Annotated in this window: 25 protein-coding genes, 1 tRNA gene and 1 pseudogene; 7 read left to right on the plus strand and 20 right to left on the minus strand. The window is 63.4% G+C overall.

Features of this window, described 5'->3' with window-relative positions:
- From BN976_RS32600 to BN976_RS12175, 5 genes are all read right to left on the minus strand, one after another.
- Positions 1–272, minus strand: a 272-nt coding sequence (locus BN976_RS32600; RefSeq protein WP_145977953.1) for an AAA family ATPase, incomplete at its 3' end; no start/stop codon positions are given.
- Positions 269–625, minus strand: coding sequence for a DUF2742 domain-containing protein (locus BN976_RS12160; protein WP_051558409.1), 357 nt, complete (start codon positions 623–625; stop codon positions 269–271). The genes BN976_RS32600 and BN976_RS12160, both read right to left, overlap by 4 nt.
- The gene (locus BN976_RS12165) at positions 622–807 is read right to left on the minus strand and encodes a hypothetical protein (protein ID WP_036370955.1); all 186 of its coding nucleotides are present in this window, start codon (positions 805–807) and stop codon (positions 622–624) included. Before BN976_RS12165 ends, BN976_RS12160 begins: the two co-directional genes overlap by 4 nt.
- Positions 807–1,076 (minus strand): hypothetical protein, encoded by a 270-nt coding sequence (locus tag BN976_RS12170; protein WP_036370957.1) that lies wholly within the window; start codon positions 1,074–1,076, stop codon positions 807–809. Before BN976_RS12170 ends, BN976_RS12165 begins: the two co-directional genes overlap by 1 nt.
- 179 nt (positions 1,077–1,255) lie before the next feature.
- Entirely contained in the window at positions 1,256–1,468 is a 213-nt protein-coding gene (locus tag BN976_RS12175; RefSeq protein WP_036370960.1) for a helix-turn-helix transcriptional regulator, read from the minus strand.
- A 346-nt stretch (positions 1,469–1,814) separates the two neighbouring features.
- Here BN976_RS12175 and BN976_RS33205 point away from each other — a divergent pair, with 346 nt between their 5' ends.
- From BN976_RS33205 to BN976_RS12190, 3 genes are all read left to right on the plus strand, one after another.
- Positions 1,815–2,315 carry a helix-turn-helix domain-containing protein gene (locus tag BN976_RS33205; RefSeq protein WP_199558934.1) on the plus strand — a complete coding sequence of 167 codons (501 nt, stop codon included), beginning with the start codon at positions 1,815–1,817 and terminating at the stop codon, positions 2,313–2,315.
- The gene (locus BN976_RS12185) at positions 2,315–3,469 is read left to right on the plus strand and encodes a site-specific integrase (RefSeq protein ID WP_036371399.1); all 1,155 of its coding nucleotides are present in this window, start codon (positions 2,315–2,317) and stop codon (positions 3,467–3,469) included. The genes BN976_RS33205 and BN976_RS12185 overlap by 1 nt, the downstream gene beginning before the upstream one ends.
- Before the next feature lie 402 nt (positions 3,470–3,871).
- Entirely contained in the window at positions 3,872–5,836 is a 1,965-nt protein-coding gene (locus BN976_RS12190) for an ORC-CDC6 family AAA ATPase (RefSeq protein WP_145977942.1), read from the plus strand.
- Between the two features lie 23 nt (positions 5,837–5,859).
- On the opposite strand, the gene BN976_RS34595 is transcribed toward BN976_RS12190, so the two are convergent.
- The 10 genes and pseudogenes from BN976_RS34595 to BN976_RS12240 form a co-directional block, all read right to left on the minus strand.
- On the minus strand, positions 5,860–5,994 hold the full coding sequence (locus BN976_RS34595; protein ID WP_268748850.1) for a hypothetical protein: 135 nt from the start codon (positions 5,992–5,994) through the stop codon (positions 5,860–5,862).
- Positions 5,995–6,037: 43 nt separating this feature from the next.
- Positions 6,038–7,403, minus strand: a pseudogene (locus tag BN976_RS12200) (ISL3 family transposase).
- 22 nt (positions 7,404–7,425) lie between these two features.
- A complete protein-coding gene (locus tag BN976_RS12205; protein WP_235622041.1) occupies positions 7,426–8,733 on the minus strand; it encodes a tyrosine-type recombinase/integrase in 1,308 nt (435 codons plus the stop codon).
- Positions 8,734–8,741: 8 nt separating this feature from the next.
- Entirely contained in the window at positions 8,742–8,951 is a 210-nt protein-coding gene (locus BN976_RS12210; protein WP_036370966.1) for a hypothetical protein, read from the minus strand.
- Positions 8,952–9,244: 293 nt separating this feature from the next.
- Positions 9,245–9,904 (minus strand): recombinase family protein, encoded by a 660-nt coding sequence (locus BN976_RS12215; protein WP_084182289.1) that lies wholly within the window; start codon positions 9,902–9,904, stop codon positions 9,245–9,247.
- A 218-nt stretch (positions 9,905–10,122) separates the two neighbouring features.
- Positions 10,123–10,662 carry a hypothetical protein gene (locus tag BN976_RS12220; protein WP_158498022.1) on the minus strand — a complete coding sequence of 180 codons (540 nt, stop codon included), beginning with the start codon at positions 10,660–10,662 and terminating at the stop codon, positions 10,123–10,125.
- 405 nt (positions 10,663–11,067) lie between these two features.
- Complete coding sequence (locus tag BN976_RS32070) at positions 11,068–13,473, minus strand: bifunctional DNA primase/polymerase (protein ID WP_051558411.1); 2,406 nt, start codon at positions 13,471–13,473, stop codon at positions 11,068–11,070.
- Between the two features lie 68 nt (positions 13,474–13,541).
- Positions 13,542–13,805, minus strand: a complete 264-nt coding sequence (locus BN976_RS12230; protein ID WP_235622042.1) for a hypothetical protein — start codon at positions 13,803–13,805, stop codon at positions 13,542–13,544.
- Positions 13,806–14,183: 378 nt separating this feature from the next.
- Entirely contained in the window at positions 14,184–14,906 is a 723-nt protein-coding gene (locus tag BN976_RS12235; RefSeq protein WP_036370975.1) for a hypothetical protein, read from the minus strand.
- Positions 14,907–14,928: 22 nt separating this feature from the next.
- On the minus strand, positions 14,929–15,195 hold the full coding sequence (locus tag BN976_RS12240) for a hypothetical protein (protein WP_145977944.1): 267 nt from the start codon (positions 15,193–15,195) through the stop codon (positions 14,929–14,931).
- Between the two features lie 217 nt (positions 15,196–15,412).
- Between BN976_RS12240 and BN976_RS12245 the strand changes: the two genes are divergently transcribed.
- Together BN976_RS12245 and BN976_RS33570 are read left to right on the plus strand one after the other, a co-directional pair.
- Positions 15,413–16,522: a hypothetical protein gene (locus BN976_RS12245; RefSeq protein WP_036371408.1), complete on the plus strand. Its 1,110-nt coding sequence runs from the start codon at positions 15,413–15,415 to the stop codon at positions 16,520–16,522.
- Positions 16,519–16,815: a hypothetical protein gene (locus BN976_RS33570; protein WP_145977945.1), complete on the plus strand. Its 297-nt coding sequence runs from the start codon at positions 16,519–16,521 to the stop codon at positions 16,813–16,815. The genes BN976_RS12245 and BN976_RS33570 overlap by 4 nt, the downstream gene beginning before the upstream one ends.
- A 167-nt stretch (positions 16,816–16,982) precedes the next feature.
- Here the strand turns inward: BN976_RS33570 and BN976_RS12250 are convergent.
- The 3 genes from BN976_RS12250 to BN976_RS12265 form a co-directional block, all read right to left on the minus strand.
- Positions 16,983–18,253 (minus strand): IS3 family transposase gene (locus BN976_RS12250; RefSeq protein WP_109489571.1). Its coding sequence is split into 2 segments (ribosomal slippage): positions 16,983–17,980 and positions 17,980–18,253, totalling 1,272 coding nucleotides; the frame shifts between segments, so codons are not numbered across the junction.
- A 51-nt stretch (positions 18,254–18,304) separates the two neighbouring features.
- Positions 18,305–18,685, minus strand: coding sequence for a hypothetical protein (locus tag BN976_RS12260; protein ID WP_145977946.1), 381 nt, complete (start codon positions 18,683–18,685; stop codon positions 18,305–18,307).
- Positions 18,686–19,156: 471 nt separating this feature from the next.
- Positions 19,157–19,230: transfer RNA gene (locus tag BN976_RS12265), tRNA-Leu, on the minus strand.
- 110 nt (positions 19,231–19,340) lie between these two features.
- Here BN976_RS12265 and BN976_RS12270 point away from each other — a divergent pair.
- Positions 19,341–20,606: an amidohydrolase gene (locus BN976_RS12270; protein WP_036370981.1), complete on the plus strand. Its 1,266-nt coding sequence runs from the start codon at positions 19,341–19,343 to the stop codon at positions 20,604–20,606.
- Positions 20,607–20,611: 5 nt separating this feature from the next.
- On the opposite strand, the gene BN976_RS12275 is transcribed toward BN976_RS12270, so the two are convergent.
- Positions 20,612–20,923, minus strand: coding sequence for a hypothetical protein (locus tag BN976_RS12275; RefSeq protein WP_036370983.1), 312 nt, complete (start codon positions 20,921–20,923; stop codon positions 20,612–20,614).
- Between the two features lie 24 nt (positions 20,924–20,947).
- Positions 20,948–21,571, minus strand: a complete 624-nt coding sequence (locus BN976_RS12280) for a flavodoxin family protein (protein ID WP_036370985.1) — start codon at positions 21,569–21,571, stop codon at positions 20,948–20,950.
- A 102-nt stretch (positions 21,572–21,673) separates the two neighbouring features.
- On the opposite strand from BN976_RS12280, the gene BN976_RS12285 reads away from it, so the two are divergent.
- A complete protein-coding gene (locus BN976_RS12285; RefSeq protein WP_036370988.1) occupies positions 21,674–21,856 on the plus strand; it encodes a hypothetical protein in 183 nt (60 codons plus the stop codon).
- The last annotated feature ends 2 nt before the right edge of the window (positions 21,857–21,858 follow it).

Below are 21,858 nucleotides of genomic sequence, written 5' to 3' on the forward strand. Positions count from 1 at the left end.
TCGGCTAGGCCATCCTCTGCCGAGAGGAGGAGCACGTCGCCGTGGTGCTCACAGCGCCCTCCGTCTGGCCAGCTTCCTCCGTTGGAGACGGTCGCAGCGATCTTCAGTGCAAGCGTGGACTTGCCGAGGCCAGGATCACCGTCGAGGGTCACAGGTTTACCGACGGGTAGCCGACCAGGCCACAGCCATTCGACGCGTTCCGGCAACACGTCTGACAGTCGAGTCAGCGTCAGTTGGGGGTCGGATGGTGTCCCCCAGTTGATCTCCGTCACGACGCTCTCCTGATCTCGTCAATTTCGTGACGACGCGTAAAAGTCCGTGCAGCCTCGGACCAGTCGGCGCCGCCCCAGATGTCCTCGGCGGCCTGGGCGCGCTGCTCCTGCCCGATCTCGACGCGGAGCACGTGGTGTTCTCCAGCGATGGCCACCGACAGCAGTTTTCGCGGGTCTGCGTCGTCGAGATCTCGCCAGGCCGGCGTTCCCGCCCACGGCAGGGTGGTGTTCTTGACCTGTTCGACAACGGCGCTGATGAACTGATGGACCGCCCACCACGAGACTTCTTGGGATGCGGGAGAACCCGCACCGATGGTGTCGGGGCGGGTCTCCACGGTCTTCTTGTCGGTCACTTGTCCGCGCCATCCATCAGGATTTTCAGGTGGCCACTCGCCGAGGTGAGGAGCTCGGCGATGTGCGTGGCGCGTTTGCGTCGTTCCCCGCTGCTGCGCAAGATGATGCGCCCGACGAAGCGTTGAGCCTCCTGGCAATGCTGCAGAGCGCGCTCGGGGGCTTCGATGATCCGGCCGGCCATTAGTTGGCCTCCGCGGCTTCGAGGGTGTCGTTGGCCTTGTCGAGTAGCACCGAGGCGTTTCTCAGGTTCCACAGAGCGTTGACGATGTCGACGAGCGCGAACATGGGGACGTCGTCGGGGAGGTCGCGGATGACGGCGTTGATGTCGGCGCGGATGCTGTCGATTCGCGCCACGGCGGCGTCAAGGTGGTCGACTGGTTCGGGTGATCGCGTCGGCGGCACGTAAGTGCGGCAGAAGCGGCACACGTCGGTGCCGTCAGTTGTGGGCACTGTGCAGTGTCGGCAGGATGTGTGTGTAATCATGGGGGTTACCTACTTTCTGGTGAGAGTTGGTTCGGAAGCCCTCGGAGCTGCAACTTCGGGGGCTTCGCTTTTTCCGGGCCGAAGGTCCGGGGTCTTGTCGGCTGTGGGATCAAGGCCGAGGTCTTCGAACTGCGGGTAGACGCGCATCAGGCGGCCCCTCGCGGGTCGTCGGTGCGTTGGCACGTATTGGCCGCGAGGAACTCCTCGACGCTGTGCCGGGTGTAGATCACCTTGCGGGGACCCGCTTTCACGAACTTTGGCCCTACGCCGCGGTACCTCATCTGCGCCAGTCCGGCCTCGGACGTGTGCAGGATCGCCGCAACCTGTTTGGCTGTCAGTGTGTCCAGTGGATTCGTCATGTCACTCCTTTCATGTGGCTGGAAGGTCAGGCCCGAGTTCCGTTCCCTCACATCCCCGACGCTGTCGGCAGCCGATGTGGTGTGGGTGCCGCGCTACTGGCTCCCGTATCTGCGCTCGTGCCCTGTATGGAGATTTCAAATGGCTGTGCCGCAGTACGGTTACCGGCGAGCCTCCCGACAGGCTCGGCGGGGTCCAATCCACACGGCCTGCCAGGTCGCACTCGACGTGCCTAACTTTGGCGATCTACTGTCATCTTTAGGCAGTACGCTTACAGAAAATCACATGGGGTGACCCTTGTCAAGGATGTCGATTGACTGCCATGTTTCGACAGGCCACTATGGGTCCATGGCAGGTAAGGAATCGGCACGCGGGCCAACTGCGGAGACAGTGGCCGCAAACATCACGGCACTTCGGGAGTCGCAGAACCTCAACTACACACAAGTCTCGGAACGGCTTTTCGACGTGGGGCGCAAGATCAGCGCAGTTGGCGTTCGTCGAATCGAGTCTGGCGAACGTCGTGTCGACGTCGACGATCTGATTGCACTGGCCCTGGCGCTCAGAACCTCCCCCGCGTCCCTCTTGATGCCCGGACTCGGCCATGTCGGACCAGGTGACAGGGTTCAGATAGCAGAAGTTGCTTCCACCGTTGAAGCTAACGACGTCTGGTCCTGGCTCACCGCGCAACGTGCAATCGACCCCTCTGTCGACTATCTCGAGTTTGGGTCACGGTCGTGGCCGAAGTGGGTTCTGAGCGATGTCGAGCGGATGGTGGGTAGGACACGCGAGGAGCGGGCCCGAATCCGCGAAGGGGTCGAGGAAGATCTGAACCGCCACGGATGGTCTTGATGGCGAAAGTTGATGCGTACGAGACGAAGTCGGGTAAGCGTTGGCGCGTCCGTTATCGGACTCCCGATCGCCGGCAGACGGATAAACGGGGGTTCCGGACGAAGCGGGACGCCGAGCAGTGGCTGTCGGAGAACGAGGTGTCGAAGCTGCGCGGCGAGTACGTCGCACCATCGCTCGGTAAGGCCACGGTGGCGGATCTCGGTGCGCTGTGGCTGGAGCGCCAGCAGGGCGTGATGAAACCCTCGGCGTTTCACTCCGTCGAATCAGCTTGGCGCGTGCATGTTCTCCCCCACTGGGGCTCCACGTCGATCGCGGATATCAGCTACTCGGGTGTACAGGCGTGGGTGACCGAGCTGGCCGGCCGACGGAAGGGGACGCTGGTCGCTACCGCGTACTCAGTGCTGGCTCGAATCCTCGATGACGCGGTGCGGGATCGGCGCCTGTCCGCGAATCCAGCCCGCGGGGTGAAGCTCCCGGCGCGCGCGAAACGGAAGAACATCTATTTGACTGCCGAGCAGCTTCACGACCTGGCGGTCGAGTCGGGGCGGTACGGGTCGCTGGTTCTGCTACTGGGCACCGCGGGTTTGCGGTGGGGCGAGGCGGCGGCGCTGCGGGTTGGTGACATCGACTTTCTGAAGCGTCGGGTGACGTTGCACGAGAACGCCGTAACAGTCGGCGGCGATGTTCACCTCGGCTCGCTCAAATCTGGGAAGTCCCGGACAGTGGTCCTGCCTGAGTTCGTGGTCGAGGAGTTGTCGAAGACGTGCCGGGGCAAGGCACACGGCAATCTGATTTGGCCGGCGCGGGACGGTGGTTACCTCGGCCCCCCGTCGTCGCACGATTCCTGGCTGTCCGGCGCTGTCGACCGGTGCCAGAAGGCGGCTGCGACAGCTCGGGCGAGGGAGGGTGACGAGCCGACCACGCCAGTGTTCCCGAGGGTGACGGCACACGCGTTACGTCACACCGCGGCGTCGTTGGCGATCTCGGCGGGCGCGAACGTGAAGGTGGTTCAGCGGATGTTGGGACACGCGTCGGCGGCCATGACGTTGGACGTCTATGCCGACCTTTTCGACGATGATCTCACTGGAGTTGCCGACAAGTTAGATGTAACTGTGGGCAAAGTGTGGGCAAAACGGTCGTCCGCCAGCGGCTAGCACTTGGTATGGCGGCTTTACCAGTGCATATGCCGGGCAAGGTCGTGTGCCCCCAGTCGGACTCGAACCGACACTTGGCGGATTTTAAGTAAGGCTAGGCGGCGTTCGGCGACCAGCCCGGGAGGGTTCCCGCACGGCTCGAAACCGCTGATCAAAGGCTGTTTCCGGTATGCCTCGGGGTCGGGTCCGGGTCGGGTCCGGTAGGCCCCCGGCCGCCGCGTTCACGCCGCGACGGGATGACCTGGCGAGCTGTTAGCTACGGCGGCCGAGGCGGCATCGCCCTCCCGCGCTCCTCCTGGCTGGTTGCTTGTGGTTGAAACCCTGAGTTCACGCACAAATAGCGGCCACTCAACTAACGTGTTCACTAGCAGGGTTTCATTAACTTCTTGGGGGAACTTCTTCGTGGCTCAGAGTCAGAACATTGAAGATGCTTTTAACTCGATGTTGCGAACGGACTACATTCCGCTCGCAGATACAGAAAAATTGAGCCTTCTGGCTGACTATTACGTCGATTACATGGGTTACATGAAGGACATCGTCGGACCAACCGACCAATTGATAGTCGGCCGACGTGGTACTGGAAAGACAACGCTCCTTTACCGTGCGCTTGTCGAATGCATGCGCTCTTGGGGACCAAGCGAGGCTAGCGCGCGAGCGCGCACGCTCGGCGTGTACCTTGACCTCGAAAAGTGCCAATCCCTGAGTTCGACGGCCACCAGCGACTATGAAACCTTCGAATTTGCGTTTGTAGCCGAGCTGTGCGATGCGATAAAAGAAGAGCTACTGCGTTCCTGGCCAGCCTTAGCCAAGGAACCCACGTTAATTGATCGGATATTCCGAAACGGCGAAACGAAGAAGGCGGTTGCCGTCAACACTGAACTCGCCCGATTAGCCTCCGTCTTGACTTCGGGACTACCGCGTTTTGTCGATAGATCTGGCCCAGTGGAGAAACGATCTGAGGTCAGACAATCCCATACAGATAAAGCTGATATTTCGGCCTCGCTGGGCGTGTCGGAAGCGAAGCTGACCGGCAGCATTGGCGCCGATGATAGCCTCACCACCGCATCAGAAGTGAAGCAGACGGAGAATGTCCATTATCGGCTTACCGTAGCTGACATACTGCGTGTCATTGGCGACCTTCGAACTGCGGCCGGAATCCCCTACTTCTTAATTTTCATCGACGAATTTTCATCGCTTCATGCGGATCTCCAGCAACGCTTTACGACCCTGTTGAAGAAAATGCTGGGAAACCACTCGGGTGTGTATATCAAGTTGGGCGCGATTACCGACAACTATCAACTCGGCTCCTCGATCATCTTGCAGCGCGACTTATTCGAACTGTCGTTAGATTTGGACGCTTTCGTGGGACGCAGTGGTTCTTTGGGTGCTGCGATGGACCAGCTGACCCAGCTCACGGAGATGATTATCGAGCAGCGGATCCAGACCTATACGCAGTCGCCTGGTAGCAGGATTTTCGACGCCCCCGAGGACGCGTATCGAGAACTGACGCGGTCGGCAATGGGCGTACCTCGCACAATAGGGATTGTTCTGAAGCAGGCTTGGTCGCGTGCTAGGCAATCTTCGAGGGGCCGAATCCGTCGAACTGATCTCGACTACGGCATTAGGTACGCATCTAACGCATATATGAATCAGATGACCGGCGCTGCGCGGAATGGACTAGCGATACCAGAACATGTCCCTGAGATCTGGGATTCATTACTTGACCGTGCCGCCCTGGAACGCAGGAAGGTTCCCGACAGCCCCGCAAGCCACTTCATGGTATTGCCAAAGAATGAAGAGCGACTGCGTTTCCTGAACATGTTTTTTCTCGTCCATCTCTTAGAAAAAGGCCGAACGACCAAAAAGGAACGTGTGAATAGGAGCCTGTATTCTTTCGACTACGGGATCGCATTAGAGAATAACTTTGGCTGGGGGGACGACAAGAATGTGATCCGCCAGCAGAGATTCGCCTATGACACGACTTTGCAAGAGTATGACCGGTTCTATGAGGCCGGCCAGATGGCGAGTTTCCGCTGCACCCTTTGCGGCAGAATCTATGCAGAGTCGCAACTCATGCTTGGTGGTTCTCGACTTCAGTTTTGTCCAGACGACCGAGCTGACCTAGAGGTTGTTGTAGAGCGTAGAAACGACGCCTCGTACACCGAAGAAGAGATCAAGATTATCGGCGCAATTCGTTCCGCAAAACGTGCCGATAGACTTGCGGCAAGGCAGGTCGCTGACGACGTCGGATGCTACGTCCAGAAGGTCGCGAAATTTGGCGAGAAGCTTGAGCGCGAACACTTGATTGCCCGGGAACGCCCGGATGATTCGAACCGCCTCTACTATTTCGATGTCGAAGCGGGTTGAGACGCCTCAACACCTAACTCGGCTTATCCCTCTCTACGCAGCGGCACGACGTTGCCCGCCGCCTCGCAAGGCCGTACGGGCGCGGGCGGCTCGGGCAGGTTGTTCGCCGCGCCGCCGTCCTGCTCGGGGATGTAGTCGCCGTACACGTCGAGTGTCAACGTGTAGGTACTGTGCCCCAACCATTTTGATGGCTCTTCGCAGTTAGCAGTGGCATTGGTGCCGGCTGGGTGTGACTCGCCGCGATCGGCGGGTGCAGGCCCACCGTACGCGGCGGCGTTGGTTGTCGGGGTTGCGGAATCCGAAGGCGATGCGCCCGACGTGCTTGACGATGCGGTTGTAGCCCTCGCTGCGAGCGTTGGTCAGCCCGGTTTGCAGGGCGGCGATGATCGGGGCCTGCCAGGTCTCGATGGTGCGGGCGAATCGGATGACCTCGGGCACCTTGCAGGCCGCGCAGAAGCGGTAGAACCGGTCTAGCGCGGCGGCGATGTCGTAGCGCAGCCCTCCTCGGTCGGCACAGGAAAGCAGTTCGCGCAGCAGTTCTTTGGCGATCCACGCCGCAGCGATGTCCTCGTTCGGATCAGCGCTCAGCAGCTTGGCGAACAGGTTGCTGCGCTGGTCTGCGGTGAGCCGCTCAGCACCGCGCAGCAGCCGGCGGCGGTTGATCCACTCGACGTCGGCCTTGCGACCGCGTCGGCCCCGCTGGGCCCAGGTGACCCGGCGGCGCACCGCGTCGAGCATGTCGTTGGCCTTCTTGACCAAATGGAACCGGTCGGCGATCACGATCGCCTGCGGCAACGCCTCGCGGGCGACCCGGGCGTAGGCGGGTGAGAGATCGATGGCCACGTGGGTGATCTGCGCCTTCCAGGTGGGGTCCTGGGTCGCCAGCCAGTCGATCACCGCCCCGGAGTTTCTGCCGTTGACCTGGGTCAGCAGGCCCTGATCGCCGGTGACGTCGACCAGGCCGGTGTCCCAGCGATCCACCCACACCCTCCGGCCGAGCGCCGGGTCGTGCTCCCATTTGGCTTTGCCGCGGCGGGTCTCGTCGATGCCGAGCACCGCAACCGGCTCCAGCTCGACCTCCAAGGCCTCCTCGGCGACGGTGATGACGTGGTCATGCACGGTGTGCCAGCCGCAGCCGTACTGCCCGGCTACCGCAGCCACGGAGCGGTCCTCGTCGAGCACCGCGCTGGCCATCGACGCCTTGGCCCGCGGGGTAACCCGCGCTCGCGCCGGAACGCCAGGCACCGACTCGGTGAACACCTTGCGCTCGCAGACCATGCTGGGGCACAACCACTTTCGCTTACGCCAGCGCAGCACCGGACGATCCGGGCCGACCTGCACATCACGCGGGCCGGTGTACACCCAGCCCTTCGACCTGCTGGAGCGCTCCCCACACGCGGGGCAGATCCCAACCCACTCCGGGGCGGTCAGTACATGCACCAACCGGGTACCGTCCTCGAGGCGCTGCACCGACTCGACGACCACACCGTCGAGATCGAGCAGCAATGAACTACCGTCAACCATGCCCGCGTTCCTTGTCCTGGATGCCTGAGAACACCCAGCTCACAGGGGCGCGGGCCCCTAATCAATCACCGACACGACACGATGTCGGACAACACCAGACCCCTATCAAGTGCGAAGAGCCATTTTGATACCTGCATGAAATGCGTTCCCGCCGATAGCTGGAGTACGGCGAACGTATGCCGCAGGTCGTGGAGCCGTACGCCCCGAACGGCGGGCGCATCCTTCGTCGCGGGGCGGCTCGCGGGTAGACCGACCGCCTCCAGGGCGGGCTTGAGGATCGTGTCGTAGAAGGTTCCGAGCGCGAGCGGCTGCGACCAGTCGAGCGGTACCGCGTACCTCTCCCCCGCTGCTCGGTATCCGCCCCCGTTCTTCCGCGACGGCCAGAGGGGTGCGGTCGGCTCGTTCGCGCGCGGGTGGACCTCCGCGAGGTAGTCGGCCATCCGCCGAGCAAGCCAGGGCGGTAACGGCATGGTTCGGCGGCTGCGCTTGCTCTTCGGGGTGCCGACGACCCAGACGCCGTTCTTTCGGTCCTTTGTCCGCGCGACCCGTACCGCGCACGTCGGCCCCGGCCCAAACAGAAGGTCACCGACCTCCAGCCCTGCGGCCTCAGCGGCCCGTAGGCCTGTGTACGCGAGGAACTCAACCAGAAGCCCGTACACCGGGTACGCGGGGAGAGCTGGGCCGTCGTAGCCCGCAGGCGGGTATCCCGCGACCGCCGCGCTCAGCGCGCCCACCTCTGCCGCCGTGAGCGGGTGGTGTTCGAACTCGGCGTGGTCCCCGGTCGCGCGGCTCGCAGAGAAATCCACTCGGTCCGCCGGGTTCGCGTCGAGCGCGCCGTGTTGAACGGCGTAACGGAGTACCCGCCGCACCACGTCCCAGATGTGTTTCACGGTTCCGGGAGTGACCGCCTTTCGGTCGCCCTGGCGGGACTGCTTACGCACCAACCCAGTCAGCAGCTTCTCCAAGTGGGCCGGCGTCACTGCCGCGACCGCGAGACTGCCTAGCTCGCCAAGCACATACGTGTGCAGTTGGCGTTCGTACTCATCTACCGTGCGCTGCTTGACCTTGCCGCTAGCGACTCGAACGGCTTGCGCGTCGAGCCAGGCCCGCGCGTAGAACCCAAAGGGCTGCTCCCCCTTCGCCCGCTGCTCGGCCAGGGCGCTGGTGCCCGCGTAGGTGTGCTTCGCGGCGTTGAGTTCGTCGCGCCGCGCCTCTGCTGCGTCGCGCGTCGGGTAGGTCTCACGCCGTGCTCGCGTGGCCCCTGTTGGTAGGCCGAACTCGTCGCGAACGGCTTCACGCCAGACGACCGCGTACGTCTTGACGACCTTGCCGTTTCGGCGCTGCTTGGTTCCGTGGGCGCGTACGTATGCCATTGCCGCTCCTAGCCTTCCCAGCGGTTACCGGTCACGGCCCGCAGTTCCTCAGTCGTGTATTCGTTCCTCTCGCCGCCGTCGAACTCGACAACGTGGACCATGTCGCCGCCGTCGTTGTAGCTGCGGACTACGCGGCCTTCCTGCCGGTTTCGCGGGTCACCGGGTAGAGCAACGCGCACAGCGGCCCCGCGCGAGTAATAGCAGTACTCCGCGCTCATCCGAGCCGCCGTAACCGGCGCATGTACGCCTGGCTGCGCTTCGACTGGTCGCCGCCTTGGTTCCGCCAAGACCGACGTCGTCGCTTCGGTGGCTTCTTCGGCGCGCTTTGCTGTCGGGCAGGCTTGACGAGGCCACAGCCAAGGCGGGCTGCTGCTTCTTCGGGGTTGTCCTTCGCCCACCGCCAGTACGCAGCTGCGCAAACCTCTTTCATCTCCTCTTCGGTGAGTTGTACGGTCACGCTGACTTCTCCATTTCGGTTCATAATTGCTTGGGGCATATGCAGGTAGATTGCTCACGCCGCCTCGTCCCATCGCCGTAGTACCGCACGTACGGTGCTGTAGTGCCAACGGTTTCCGCCTGGGGCAGGGATGCCTTCACTCGTCAGCCGCGTCGCGATCGCCTTGGCGCCGAGCTTGTTGCGTTGGTTCATGCGAACGATCAGCCGCACCACGTCATCTGGTATGACGCTTTCATTTCCGAGCTTCTTGCCTTCGCGCTTGGCACGGGCCAGCCCAGCTTTCGTGCGCTCGCTGATACGCTCGCGCTCTTCTTCGGCGAAGGCAAGCTTGATCGTCAGCTCAAGCTTGCTGATGGCGTCGGTATCTTCGCCTTTCGTGGTGACGATGCGCCATCCTTCGGCCTGAGCCTCGCGCTGAAGGGTCAGCCCGTCGTATGCATCGCGAGTAGCGCGGTCAAAGTCTTTCAGCACCAGCACATCCGCTAGTCCCGCCTTGATTGCCGCCACTGCGGCCGCTCGCCCATAGAGGCGGTCAGTCCTGCGCCCGCTCATGACATCGGGAATGACTGTCAGCAACTCAATATCGTTGTCTGCGCAGTACTTCTCGATGGCGTCAGACTGAGCTCTGAGTCCATATCCGTTCTCGCCTTGGGCCTTTGAGCTGACGCGGATGTAGCCGATCGCTCGGACTCTTCGACTTCCATTGTTGGCCATGGGTTCTCCTCTGTTCGGGGTTCAGTCGTTCGTAATGACCGTTACGAACGACCCGACCCCTTCCTACGCCAGTCACCAGCGCTGCACGACCCGCTGAGCAGCGCTTTCGCGCTGGCCGTTCATTCGTGTTCTGCCTTGCGAATTAGGCCCCGCCGGTCGCCGATACCAGGGCGACGGGTCGACAAGCCAGTGCCCCCAGGAGGCCTGCGTATGGGTGTTCACCGCTGGCGCCGGTCGCGGAGGTCGGCCACTGCGTCCTCAAGGGTCTGAAGGCCGGTACCGGGCGGGCCGCTAGGCGGCTCGTCGGCGAAATGCGGTCTCGGGGTCGGGCCGTCGCCCCGGTCGGCGGGTACGGGGCCGCGAGCGGAACCATGAGCGGGGTCGGCGGGGTAATCCTCGACTAGCTCGGCGTCCACGACCTCCATGGGTTCCTCGGGGGCGGCCAGGGCGCGTGGTTCGGGTGCCAGCCCGCGACGGGCGCGGGATTCCTCACGGCTGATGGTCGCGATGCCGCCGAGGTTGTGGAGCAGTTCCTCGTAGGGTTTGGTTGTGCCTGCGGCAGAAAGCTCGAGTGCTTGCTTGGCCGAGATGCCCGCGCGGTCGAGTGCATCACGGATTGCCGCCAGTTTCACATGTTCGGACTCTGAGTCTGTCGCAATATTCAGCAGTTCTTTGGCCATGCGGTCGGCTGCTTCCTCAAGGCGTTGCCGCGCTTTTGCTTTCACCTGTGGGGCCTTCGCGCCGTGGTAGTCGCACACATTCGTTCCACGGCGGGCGGGGTTGTGGCATCTATCGCCGTTCTTCTTGTGCGCCTCGCACCGTCGCCCACGACTGGTTGCCCACCATTCGTCACTCCATTTGTCGTTGGGTCCTGATGCCGATAGGTCACTCATGGGGTTGTCCTCTCATCGATGGAACTGGTTCCAAAGCAATGCAATTGCAGTGGTTCAGGGGCATGCCTGGGACGGCCAAGGCGGCTGGTCCATCTCGTGGGGGGGTACCGGGGGTACGCGTACCCCCCATCGCCCGCGACTCGGCGCTCCGGGGGCCTAACCCGCGATTCAGGAAATTGAGATGACCAGGTTTTTTAGGAAGACCGTTTTCACGCGCTCTCGCACGGCGGGGGGTACGTCGTACCCCTCGTACCCCCCGTAGACGGCCGCTCATCGCCCGTCCTTTATGTGGACGGCTCGGGCGTTGCCACCCTTACCGGGAATGGGTTGCAGCTCCACATCGCCGACGTCGATCAATCGCTCCAGCGCCGGGTCGAAAAGCCTCTTGTCACGCCCAAAGTCGCGGCGCATCGCGGCCTTCGACTGATCGTTATTGGCTCGCAGCAACTTCCGAATGCGCTCGGCGACACGACCAATTGCGGCGTCTTCCGCCTTGGCCAGGACTTCCGCCTTGGCTACCTCGCGTACCGCGTCCTGGCGTCCACGTTCCTGGTTCGCGGCGGTCGACTTGGATCTCAGCGCGGCTTGGACGTCACGCCTTGTCTCGGTTGATACACCCATCACAAGGCCGGCCAGATCCCAGTCTTCCTCGGAAACTTTGTCCGTGCGCCCGTTGATCCACATGAGTGCCACCGCGAGCTTCAATCTCGCTAGCATCGCGTGGGAGTCGAGCGCATGCGAAGCCGACACCTCGCCACGCAGTTTCGCGCGCTGCTCCTGCCGGACCTTCTCGGCGACAGTTAGCGGCAAAGCCAACACGTGAAACGCCGACTTCTCAACGGGCACATCAAGCATGTAGGGGTCGACTTCGCCAAACTTCAGCTGAATACCGTCCTCCGCAGACCCGTACGCAATCGCACTAGCGGGCTCGGGAGCTGCGGCAGCCGGCCACGCGGGTAGCCGCAACGGGTCGGGTTCCGCGTCAGGCTCCTCGGGCGCGTCCGCGTCCGTCGTCGGCAACCAGATGAACCTTTGGGGCGTTCCACCGTCCTTGTCGTCCAGCAGAGCCCTCGCGCGACCGGGCTGGACGCCGACGATCATCGTCATCCGGTAGCGGTGCTCCATGATCACAACAGCCTTCTCGGCGTTCGCGTAGCCGAAGCCGAGCCGCTCCCCCATCCATGCCTTACGCAGTTCAGGCATCAGCGTCGAGCCGCTGCGGCCTGCTAGTGCTGCGAAGGTGTCGACTTCGCCGACTGTGAACATCACTGCATTACGCAGATTGATCTGCTCGGCCTTTTGCTTGTAGGCGTACTGCTTAGGTATCCCCTCGCCACTACCCGGCGTCGCGACAAACACGTCGGTCTCACTCACCACGAAGTCTGCTGCGGCTGCTTCCGAGGTGTTCTTACCGAAGCCCGAAGGGGCGACCAACGCGACGAACAGATTCACGCTGGCGAACGACCCCACCGTGGGCGGCAGAACCACGTGAGGCGGAATCGTCGCAATCGCGCGAGCCAGAACCGCACCGAGCATCGACCACGGCCCGACAGACCGCGCCCTCGCGAACTGCCGCAACCGCGTAAGTTCAGGCCGCGAAGTCCAGAAACTCTCAAGCTCCGCAGCTGTCGGCAGGCTGTCATTCCGATGGGCACGGTTGATGTCAGCCTGCGCGGCACCCCATCGCATCACCCGCGCGAACTCGCCGCTGCGTTGCGCCAGACGAGTGCGACCGTCGCCCTCACCGAACGCATCGAAGTACGCAGTCCGCAACGCATCGACAAGCTCGCGCGCCGAGTAGCAGCCAGCCATCCCCTCCGACAGCGCCCACGGCGCAACCTTCACCAGAGTTTCGTAGCGGCTCGCGCCGTCCTCGACCGCGGTGCGAAAGTTCTTGACCGGGCCGTCCACGACGTGCGAGCATCCATCGCGTCCACAACCCTCGCCAGTATGGGCGTCAAGGAACGCACTCAGTTCGACATCAGTGAGTGGGTCAGCGGTTTCGCCCGCCTCCGACAGGCAGTCCCGCAGAACATCGGGCATCGGCGGCAACGGCCCCGTCTTTCGTGGCCTGTACTCGCCGTCTTTAGTCTCCGCGTCGGGGTGTGGAGTCGGGGCCGCAATGATCACACCGTTTCTGCCACGGAACTGACCCCATCGAGTGAACGCCCCGGCGCTGTTGCCGTATGTGTCCGGCTCGCAGGCGAACATGTAGTGCGCGCGGGCATCCTTTCCACAACCCGGTCGGCGCGTCGCCTGTATCGCGCCAGACTGCAAGGCAGCCCAAAGTTCGTCGGGCATATCTGCAGGCCTGTCATTGAGGTCTTCGTCGAGGTCGAACACACCCGCACCAGACCGCCCACAATGGAGGGCAATCCCATAGTGCGGGTTCGCAGTCCACCACCGACGTATCTGCTCGGGGTCTCGGCTCGAATGTTCTTGCCACTTGCCACCGACAACGCTGCCCGGATTCTTCACGTTCGCAGGGTCTGTCGGCAGCACGTACCAACCCGCTTCCGCGTAGGCCAGGGCGGCTTCCAACAACGACAGACCGCTCACATCAGGCAGACATAGACCGTTGTCCTCGTTCTCGAAGTAGACCCGCAGTAGTCCGCCACCGATGTCAACGAATCTGTCCCGCAGCGGCTTTCGCGTCGCCTTTTCCTGGCGTAGCATTCGGCTCGTCCTAACGTCTCAGGCATCGAAGTGGACACGCTCCCGGCCTGCCCAGCCGGGAGCACACTTCACCGAAAGGCATTGGCCTCGGGTGCGCGATATACGCCAGATTGCTTGCGGGACTTCACCCAATCCAGGCCGTCGCGCTTGCTGAAGTAGTTGCCGTTACCCAGCCGCGTCGGCTGGATCTCCCTCCGCTTGACGGCCTCCTTCACGGAGCGCCGCGTAACGGGTAGGTCCAGATCCAAATACAGGTACTCGTACAAGTCCTGTTCGGTCAGATTGGGTCGATCCAGGTCATCCATTTCTTCCTCCAACACGAAAAACGGCACGTACCTGAGACCACCGCAAGATCACGGTTATCTCTGGTACGCGCCGACAGAACTATTTGCGCACATGTCGAAAGCGCTAGCGGCCCGGTCTCGGTCTACCGTCCGCCATATTCAATTCTTCTCGGCGGTTCGCCGCCGAGCGTTACCCCGATCTTACCCGTTCCGCGCTCGTCGCGCTCTTACGTAACTCGACTGAATCTGGGCGATACGAAACGATTTCGGCTCTCAGTTGCCCTAAGAACGTTTGGCACCTTCGCCGGGTATGGGGATACACGGCCATTCTTCGGCGAAACCTTCTGCGAGACCCGACCTAGCCGGTCGCTCTCGACCCGCGCGGCATATCGCCGTCGTCGCCATGAGCCGGTCAGGTGGGGCCATCTACGCGCGGTCGGGCGGGACTCGCGGCGGGACCGGCGAGCCGGGGTCAATCCGCGCACCGGGCGGCAAAGTCGACTGGGCTTGCAGAACGCTGATCTGAAAGTTGGTGTCCGCGAGCAGGCCGGCCACGTCCTCGCACACCCGGCAGCACCGAAACAGCAGGAGGAACTGACCGCGTCGAACCGGCATCAGGCGCGTAGTCCCAGCACCAAGGTCCTCCGCGTGGGCCGTACACCCCTTGGCCACGTTGATCGTGCACCGGAGCTCGGCGTCCGCGCCGCCCCCGTACGAGTGGTAGTCGTCGATCATCGCGAAGAACTGCAGCATGCCGCTGAAGTAGTCAGGGCCGCGAACCTGACGAGTCCGCGCGTTCGACTGGCTGCGGCAGGCGATCAAAACGGATGTGCTCCCCGGCGCCCAAATGAACACCGCCTCGGCGGGTGGGTTATCTAGGTCGACAGTGTCGTAGTGATCGTGCGTGTCGAACCTGATGCGATCTTCGGCTAGGCCCGCGCGCAGCTCCGCCATGGCTTCGTTGGCACGGTCCCACATCGCGGGCGACCACACCGGGTCAAACAGGGCCGCGTTGTCCCGGCCGTGCGCCTTGGCGCTGATCGCCTCGGACGCCAGCATCGCCATCACCGTCGTATTCAAGGCGGGGTCCATCGGCGGGCGGTCAATGCCGTATTTGGCGGTGAGCGTTGCCCGGCGTGCGTCGTCCATTGTTCTTTCCTCTCGGTTGCGGTCATCCGGTCTTGCCGCCGACCTTGGTTTGCGTCATCACGAACTCGTAGAGGGCTTGTGTCGAGTAGAAGCGTCGGCCCATCAAGAGTGCGTAGCGGATCTGGCCGGTAATCGTCTTGTCATGGATCCATCGGGCCGTCGCGGGGATGCCAAGGCGCTCCCGTATCCATCGCGCGGCGGCGTCTATGCCCTCAAGATTTGGCACGGGCGACAGTTCCAAACCTGGGGGTGCTTCCGGCACCTGCGAGATCACTGGCATACGTGCCATTGCACGCTCCCTCGATAGACGTCTCTGAAATACGGTCACAGAAACTAGGTTTCGACCTTTCGTCTTTACGATACCGCGAACCGACGGACGCCCGCCGACATAGCGACGGAAGCCGACCATCGCCGTACCAAAGCCGTTTACGCCGGAATGCGCCGCCCAAATTTGGGATACCGTCCTTAGCTCGTAACGACTTTCGATCTAGGGGTAGGTGATCCAGATGGCCAAGGGAATTTCGGCACATGGGGATGTTCTGGTCAACGAGACGGCTGACGGTGTCGACCTGAACGAAATTTGGGCCGAGATACAGCAGGCTCTCGAGCTCTACAACGCCGAACGCAGCGCGGTCGCAAGCCTGCTGAGCTACCGCACCGTTCAGGTAGCAGACGCTGTTCCCCAATCAATCTCGTCTGAATCGTTTGAGGAAGCAACTGAGTTTGGTGTGCCGAGAGCGATCCGACCGCCGAGTGACGTTCTGCGCCTTGGATATGACTTCAAGGACTACGACATCAGCCTAAGGGCCACATGGAAGTTCCTGCGCGAAGCCACTGCTGAACAGGTGACTGCGCAGGTAACCCGCGTCATCGAAGCAGACAACAAGAACGTAACCGGCGCGATTCTCAACCGTCTGTTCAACCCTCAGCCACGCTTCAACGAGTGGAACCATACGGTTTACCCGCTCTGGACCGGCACCGACGGCATGTCGCCGCCACCGTACCTTGGCCGCACATTCCCCAGCGACACAACGCATTACCTGACCACCGGTTCCACCGTGCTGGACGCGCAAGACATTGAGGACATGATCCGACTCATCAAGGTCAAGGGTTACGGCCAGGTTGGCACAACCATGCTTGTCCTCGCCAACCCTGACGACGTCGATGCTTCCTTGATGACCTCCTGGCGGGCAGGGGTTGAGTACAGAACTGGCGGGCCAAAGCCAAAGTGGGACTTCATCCCCAGCGCCCTGATGCCTGCGTGGATCGGGCAGGAAGAGATCCATGGACCCATCCCGGCCTCCGATTACAACGGCCTGCAGGTGTGGGGCTCGTACAACTCCGCGCTACTCATCCAGTCGAACTTCGTGCCGCTCGGCTATGTCGCGGTCGTGGCCAGCGGTGGACCCAATTCCGACATGAATCCCGTCGCCTTCAGGGAGCACCCGAACCCGGCATACCAGGGCCTGCGCCATATTCCCGGCAACGGCCCCTACCCCCTGCAGGACTCATTCTTCGTGCGCGGCTTCGGAACTGGCGTCCGCCATCGCAGCGCCGCCGTCTGCATGAAAATCACCACCAACCCCATCTACACCGCCCCGGCGATCCCGCGATGACCGCCCCTGAGCCATGGCGCGAGGAGGAGCCGCCACCGCTGCCAGCACTACGTCGGCCCGCAGACCCTAACCGGCTCGCCCGGGACAAAACCCAGGCCGAGACCGAAACCGAGTTCGGCTGGGGTTCTGGGCTCGTGCCGCCACACCTCAATGGCCGGCCACCGAGCGAGGGCGGCGTGTACCGGCCAAAGGCACCGCCCGTCGAGCTTGTCGAGGGATCACCCATCCCCCGCGAGCAGCGCCGGCCACGCGGTGAGGTTCGCGGGCACCCCGGCGAACAGATCGCCCGGTAGACCTCCGACCGGGGCGGGCGTGCTGACGTGCCTCAGCCCCGCCCCGGTTGGACTATCGACACGGGGCGCTGCAGCGCTGTCAACGCTTCCCCGAGCAACCCCACCAGCTCCACACGCCGCTCGTCTGAGCCGCTGACTGAATCGCCCCGGGTTTGATGCACACCTGGTTACTGGTGTGCAGCCTCTGGCTGGGCTGTGTTTGTAGCGTAGTGGATGGTCTCGTACTCGGTCGGTGGGATGCGGCCCAGGCGGTGCATGAGCCGGTCGGTGTTGTACCAGTGCACCCACTCAGCGGTGAGCAGTTCGACGTCGGTCAGGCGGTGCAGCGGACCTCGCCGGAACGGTGAGTCGTCGCGGACGGCTTCGGTCTTGTAGAGCCCTATCGTCGTCTCGGCCAGAGCGTTGTCGAAGGCATCCCCGACTGTGCCGATCGACGCCACCAGTCCGGACAGCGCCAGGGTCTCGCCGAACCGCACGGAGGTGTATTGCGAGCCTGCATCGCTGTGGTGAATAGTATTGCCCAACAACGGATTACCTTCGTTTATTCGGAGTTGTGCGGCATGGTGGATCGCCTGGCGCGCGAACCTGTCTTCCTTGCTGGCTGAGCAGGTCCACCCGACGATCCGGCCCGCGAAGGCGTCGATGGCGAACGCGGTGTATACGAACGCTCCGCTGGCCAGGCGGACGTAAGTGAAGTCCGCCACCAGCAGTACGTTGGGGGCGGGCACCCGGAACTGGCGTTTGACCAGATCGGCTGCCCGCGCCGCGGCCGGGTCAGCGATCGTGGTGCGAACCTTTTTGCGGCGGGTGACCCCACGCCAGCCGTTGGCCCGCATCAGGCGTTCCACGGTGCAACGGGCCACGGCGATGCCCTGGCGTTGCAGGTGAGCCCACATCTTGGTGGCGCCGTACAACGACTCAGGTTTCCGGCGGCCGTGCTCGTCAGGTTCGTAGAAGCCGGCCAGCACTTCGGTGATCACGGTGTCCCAGAGGGTCCGCGCTGACGGGGGTCGGGTCAGCCAGGCATAGAAGGTTCTCGGGGCAATCTGGCAGCCGTGCTCGGTGAGCACGCGGCAGATCGGAGCGACCCCGAACCGAGCACGATGCTCGGCGATGAACGCACAGATCAGTGGTGTCGCGGGTCGCTCTCCCGCACGAAGAAACTTGTTGCCGCCTTGAGGATTTCGATGGTTTCCTCAAGCTCACGATTCTTACGCTTGAGCTCGCGCAACTCGCGCACCGTATCGGTGGGCACACCGTCACGGACCCCGGTATCCACCTCGGCCTGGTTCACCCAGCGGCGCAGCGATTCGTAGGACACCCCCAACCGCTTGGCCACCGCGCTGATACAGGCCGTGCGGCTGTCGTACTCCTCGGCATGGTCGGTGACCAACCGCACCGCCCGGGCCTTGAACTCGTCGTCGTACTTCCTCGGCATAATGCGAACAACCTTCCCTCGAAAGAAGGTGTGCATCAAACCCGGGGTGGTTCAGACCTCGGCCACTAGCCGATGGAGCCGAGCCTGGGCGCGGGTGGCCCATCCTTCGTCATCGATCACCTGCTGCTTAGTCAGCTCATGACGAATGATGCGCCGCCACGAGCCTCCGTAAGTTGTGCACGCGTCCACAACTTCCTCACGGGTGCGGAAGCGCTCGGCCAACTGCATTCGCCGCGTGATCTCCGAAGCCTCCAGTGCGAACTCCTCTGTGACCGCCGCGCGGAGTCCTTTCGGTAGTTGCTTGCCAACACGAAGGTTGACCAGGACGCGGCCGAACTCCCACCGCTCGGTGATGCTCTCGGTTTCGGACTCCACGATCTTCTTTTGGATCGGGGCAAGTCCGGCAATGTAGAGAGCGTTGTCGTCGTTCATTTTCATTTTCCTTCCGGCTAGTCCGGGGAAAACAAAAAGAGCACCCCGGAAAGTTTCGGGTCCGCTCGGCGCTGTTGCGCTTAGGCCCTACTTCTTCCCGAAGTGCTCACACAACGTGATAGCTACTTCGGCGGGATTTCACCGCCACCCACATGGCTCCACCGCGCACCGCGATGGCATCAGATCATCACCGGCTCATGCTGCCCGGAATAGTCACCAAGATACCGGCGGTCGCGCGATCATGCCAACCCCTCAATCGGCGGCTGACAGTGCCGAGCCTTCACCGACCCTTCCGGGCGATACCGGACCGGCAACACGCCTACGCAGCTCTGAAGGGCTCAGGTGGGCGTGTTAGCTACGAACGCGGACCCGCCGCCACGATCCCGCCGCCCGCCGCGTTCACGCCGCGATGACGGCCGCTAGTTAGACGAGCTAGGTACCAGAAATAGGTCTCTAGCAGGCGATATAGGGTGCCCCCACTGGGATTCGAACCCAGACTTTCCGGATTTTAAGTCCGCTGCCTCTGCCAATTGGGCTATGGGGGCCTGGCCGCTGATCCTAACGAGCCGCCGCTTTGCGGTTTGCCTCTGCCCAGGCGAGGCAATGGGGTATCAACTCAACTAGCCCCAGGAGAACTCAACTGCTAGGAGCTGCCATGGCGCCCTCGAGCCAGGCAACCACCGTCCTCGACGGCCTGCCCGGAATCCGCTCCTGGCAGGAGGACTTCTACCGCGACCTCCACCGCCATCCTGAGCTGTCCCACCAGGAGCACCGAACCGCAGGCAAAGTGGTCGACACGCTGACCGCAGCCGGCTATCGCGTGCACGACGGAATCGGCGGCACCGGAGTGATAGGCATCCTTGAGAACGGCCCCGGCCCGACGGTGCTGCTCCGCGCCGACATGGACGCACTGCCGGTGCTGGAGGACACGGGCCTGCCCTACGCCAGCACAGAGCGCGCCACCGACCCGAACGGCCACGAGGTTCCCGTGACGCACGCCTGCGGACACGACCTCCACGTCACCGCGCTGCTCGGCGCTGCGCGCCTTCTGGCCGACGGACGCGGCAGCTGGGGCGGCACCCTCGTGGGGCTCTTCCAGCCGGCCGAGGAGACTGGCGACGGAGCGCGCGGCATGGTCGCCGACGGACTGGCGAAGCTTCTGCCTCACGTCGACGTGTGCCTCGGCCAACACGTGATGCCTTTTCCCGCAGGCACGATCGGCATGCACGCCGGCCCCTTCATGGCATCTGCCGACAGCATGCGGGTCACCGTCTACGGCCGGGGAAGTCACGGTTCGATGCCGCAAGCGTCCGTGGATCCGGTCGTTCTCGCCGCGATGATCGTCGTGCGACTGCAGACGGTCGTCTCGCGGGAGGTCAGCCCGGTAGAGCCCGTCGTGCTCACCGTCGGCAGCATCACGTCGGGCTCCAAGAGCAACGTGATCCCCGACCGCGCCGTCCTTCAGCTGAACATCCGTACGTTCAACGACGACACACGCACGGACGTACTCGAAGCCGTCCGCCGGATCGTGACCGCCGAATGCGCGGCGTCGCGATCGCCCAGGGATCCGGAGTTCGAACTGTCCGATCGGTTTCCCGTGACGGACAACGACATAGCCACCACCGAGCGTGTCACCCACGCGTTCTCCGAGATGTTCGGCGAACGATGCGTGGAGTTGCCGCAGGGCGTGGGCAGCGAGGACTTCAGCGAGATTCCGAGATCACTCGGTGCGCCCTACACCTACTGGGGCGTCGGCTGCGTCGACCCCGACGCCTACCGGTCAGCGGCAGAAGCCGGATCGGTGAACCAGGACATCGCCGTCAACCACTCACCGCGATTCGCGCCGGTAATCCAACCGACGCTCGACACCGCCACGCAGGCGCTCGTCGCCGCGGCGATGACCTGGCTGTCGCCCACCTGATTCGGTCAGCTGGTGGGCGGCTCGTATGGCGCTTCGGGGTGCTCCCGGTGCCAATCCTGTTGTTTCTTCTGCACTTTGTGGTGGGCGCGGGCCAGCCATGCCAGGCCGCCACCGACGAGCAGGACGGCCACGACGACTGCGACGACACCGGTGATGCTGCTGCCGTTGGCGAACGAGAACAGCCCGATCACCAGGCTCAGCACACCGATTCCGACCGCGATCAGGCCCGGGGCGTTGACCCCGGCCTTCATCGTCTCGCCGGCATGCTGCCGGTAGGTGCGGGCGTGGTCGACGGGATCTCGCGATGTGTCAGGCATGAGTACTCCTCTCGGGATAGAGCGTCACTGGTAGGGCGGGTACTGCGCTTGCTTGAGCGCGCGGGCCAGGTGCACGGCGTTGCGCGCCGCAGCCGCGGTGGTCGAGGCCACCTGTTCGGGCACCTCGTCGAGGTCTTTGTAGTCGGTGCTCTCCATCGCCGGGCCGTTCCAGTAGGTGCAGCCCTGCGCGGGGATGCTGTAACCCACGTCGTTGAGCCCCTGGAAGACGTCGGCGACGACCTTGTGGGCACCGTCTTCGTTGCCCACCACACTGACGATGCCGACTTTGCCCGCCATCGCGGGCCTGCCCTGGTCGTCGGTGTTGGACAGCTCCGCGTCCAAGCGCTCCAGCACCCGCTGGGTCACCGACGACGGATGGCCCAGCCACACCGGGGTGCTGATCAACAGAATGTCGGCCGCCAGCACCTTCTGCCGGATCTGCGGCCACTGGTCACTGTCGCCCATGTCGGCCTCGACGCCAGGGGCGATGTTGAAGTCGACACAGCGCACCGCCTCGCACTCTGCACCCTGCTCGCGCAGCGTCTCGAACACGTGCTCGGCGATCAGGGCGCTGCTCGACGGCGCCGGGCTGGGCTTGAGGCTGCAGATCAGCCCAAGCGCGCGAACGGGTATCGCGTTTTCTGCCATGCCGAGGGCGTACCCGAGCCTTCTGCACCCAAACGGATGCCGGGCGACGTCACAGCGTGCGTCCTACGTTTCGAACCCCCTACCTGCGGGCATGCCACCGAAATGAGTGAGCCCCGTTCTGAGAAGGCCGAGTCCGATATCGACGAGGACCCGAAGGTGGCGGGGTCGCGGGCAGCCAAGGACACCGACGACCCCAGCGAAGGACCGTACGTCGGCCGCGCCGGCGGCGATGACGACTTCGACGCAGGCGAGTCCGGCGCCGAGGCCCGCAGCGACGACGGCTGACG

Origin of the sequence: Mycolicibacterium austroafricanum (genome assembly GCF_000612725.1) — a bacterium.
Classification (GTDB): domain Bacteria; phylum Actinomycetota; class Actinomycetes; order Mycobacteriales; family Mycobacteriaceae; genus Mycobacterium; species Mycobacterium austroafricanum.

Excerpts from the sequence above, each read along its gene's own strand:
- BN976_RS12215 (WP_084182289.1), bottom strand. The coding sequence starts at position 9,904 with ATGGCCAACAATGGAAGTCGAAGAGTCCGAGCGATCGGCTACATCCGC.
- BN976_RS12175 (WP_036370960.1), bottom strand. The coding sequence starts at position 1,468 with ATGACGAATCCACTGGACACACTGACAGCCAAACAGGTTGCGGCGATC.
- BN976_RS32070 (WP_051558411.1), bottom strand. The coding sequence starts at position 13,473 with ATGCTACGCCAGGAAAAGGCGACGCGAAAGCCGCTGCGGGACAGATTC.
- BN976_RS12275 (WP_036370983.1), bottom strand. The coding sequence starts at position 20,923 with ATGCCTGACACATCGCGAGATCCCGTCGACCACGCCCGCACCTACCGG.
- BN976_RS12165 (WP_036370955.1), bottom strand. The coding sequence starts at position 807 with ATGGCCGGCCGGATCATCGAAGCCCCCGAGCGCGCTCTGCAGCATTGC.
- BN976_RS12280 (WP_036370985.1), bottom strand. The coding sequence starts at position 21,571 with ATGGCAGAAAACGCGATACCCGTTCGCGCGCTTGGGCTGATCTGCAGC.
- BN976_RS12210 (WP_036370966.1), bottom strand. The coding sequence starts at position 8,951 with ATGAGCGCGGAGTACTGCTATTACTCGCGCGGGGCCGCTGTGCGCGTT.
- BN976_RS12235 (WP_036370975.1), bottom strand. The coding sequence starts at position 14,906 with ATGGACGACGCACGCCGGGCAACGCTCACCGCCAAATACGGCATTGAC.
- BN976_RS12285 (WP_036370988.1), top strand. The coding sequence starts at position 21,674 with ATGAGTGAGCCCCGTTCTGAGAAGGCCGAGTCCGATATCGACGAGGAC.
- BN976_RS12270 (WP_036370981.1), top strand. The coding sequence starts at position 19,341 with ATGGCGCCCTCGAGCCAGGCAACCACCGTCCTCGACGGCCTGCCCGGA.
- BN976_RS33205 (WP_199558934.1), top strand. The coding sequence starts at position 1,815 with ATGGCAGGTAAGGAATCGGCACGCGGGCCAACTGCGGAGACAGTGGCC.
- BN976_RS12260 (WP_145977946.1), bottom strand. The coding sequence starts at position 18,685 with ATGAACGACGACAACGCTCTCTACATTGCCGGACTTGCCCCGATCCAA.
- BN976_RS12185 (WP_036371399.1), top strand. The coding sequence starts at position 2,315 with ATGGCGAAAGTTGATGCGTACGAGACGAAGTCGGGTAAGCGTTGGCGC.
- BN976_RS12205 (WP_235622041.1), bottom strand. The coding sequence starts at position 8,733 with ATGGCATACGTACGCGCCCACGGAACCAAGCAGCGCCGAAACGGCAAG.
- BN976_RS33570 (WP_145977945.1), top strand. The coding sequence starts at position 16,519 with ATGACCGCCCCTGAGCCATGGCGCGAGGAGGAGCCGCCACCGCTGCCA.
- BN976_RS12240 (WP_145977944.1), bottom strand. The coding sequence starts at position 15,195 with ATGGCACGTATGCCAGTGATCTCGCAGGTGCCGGAAGCACCCCCAGGT.
- BN976_RS12245 (WP_036371408.1), top strand. The coding sequence starts at position 15,413 with ATGGCCAAGGGAATTTCGGCACATGGGGATGTTCTGGTCAACGAGACG.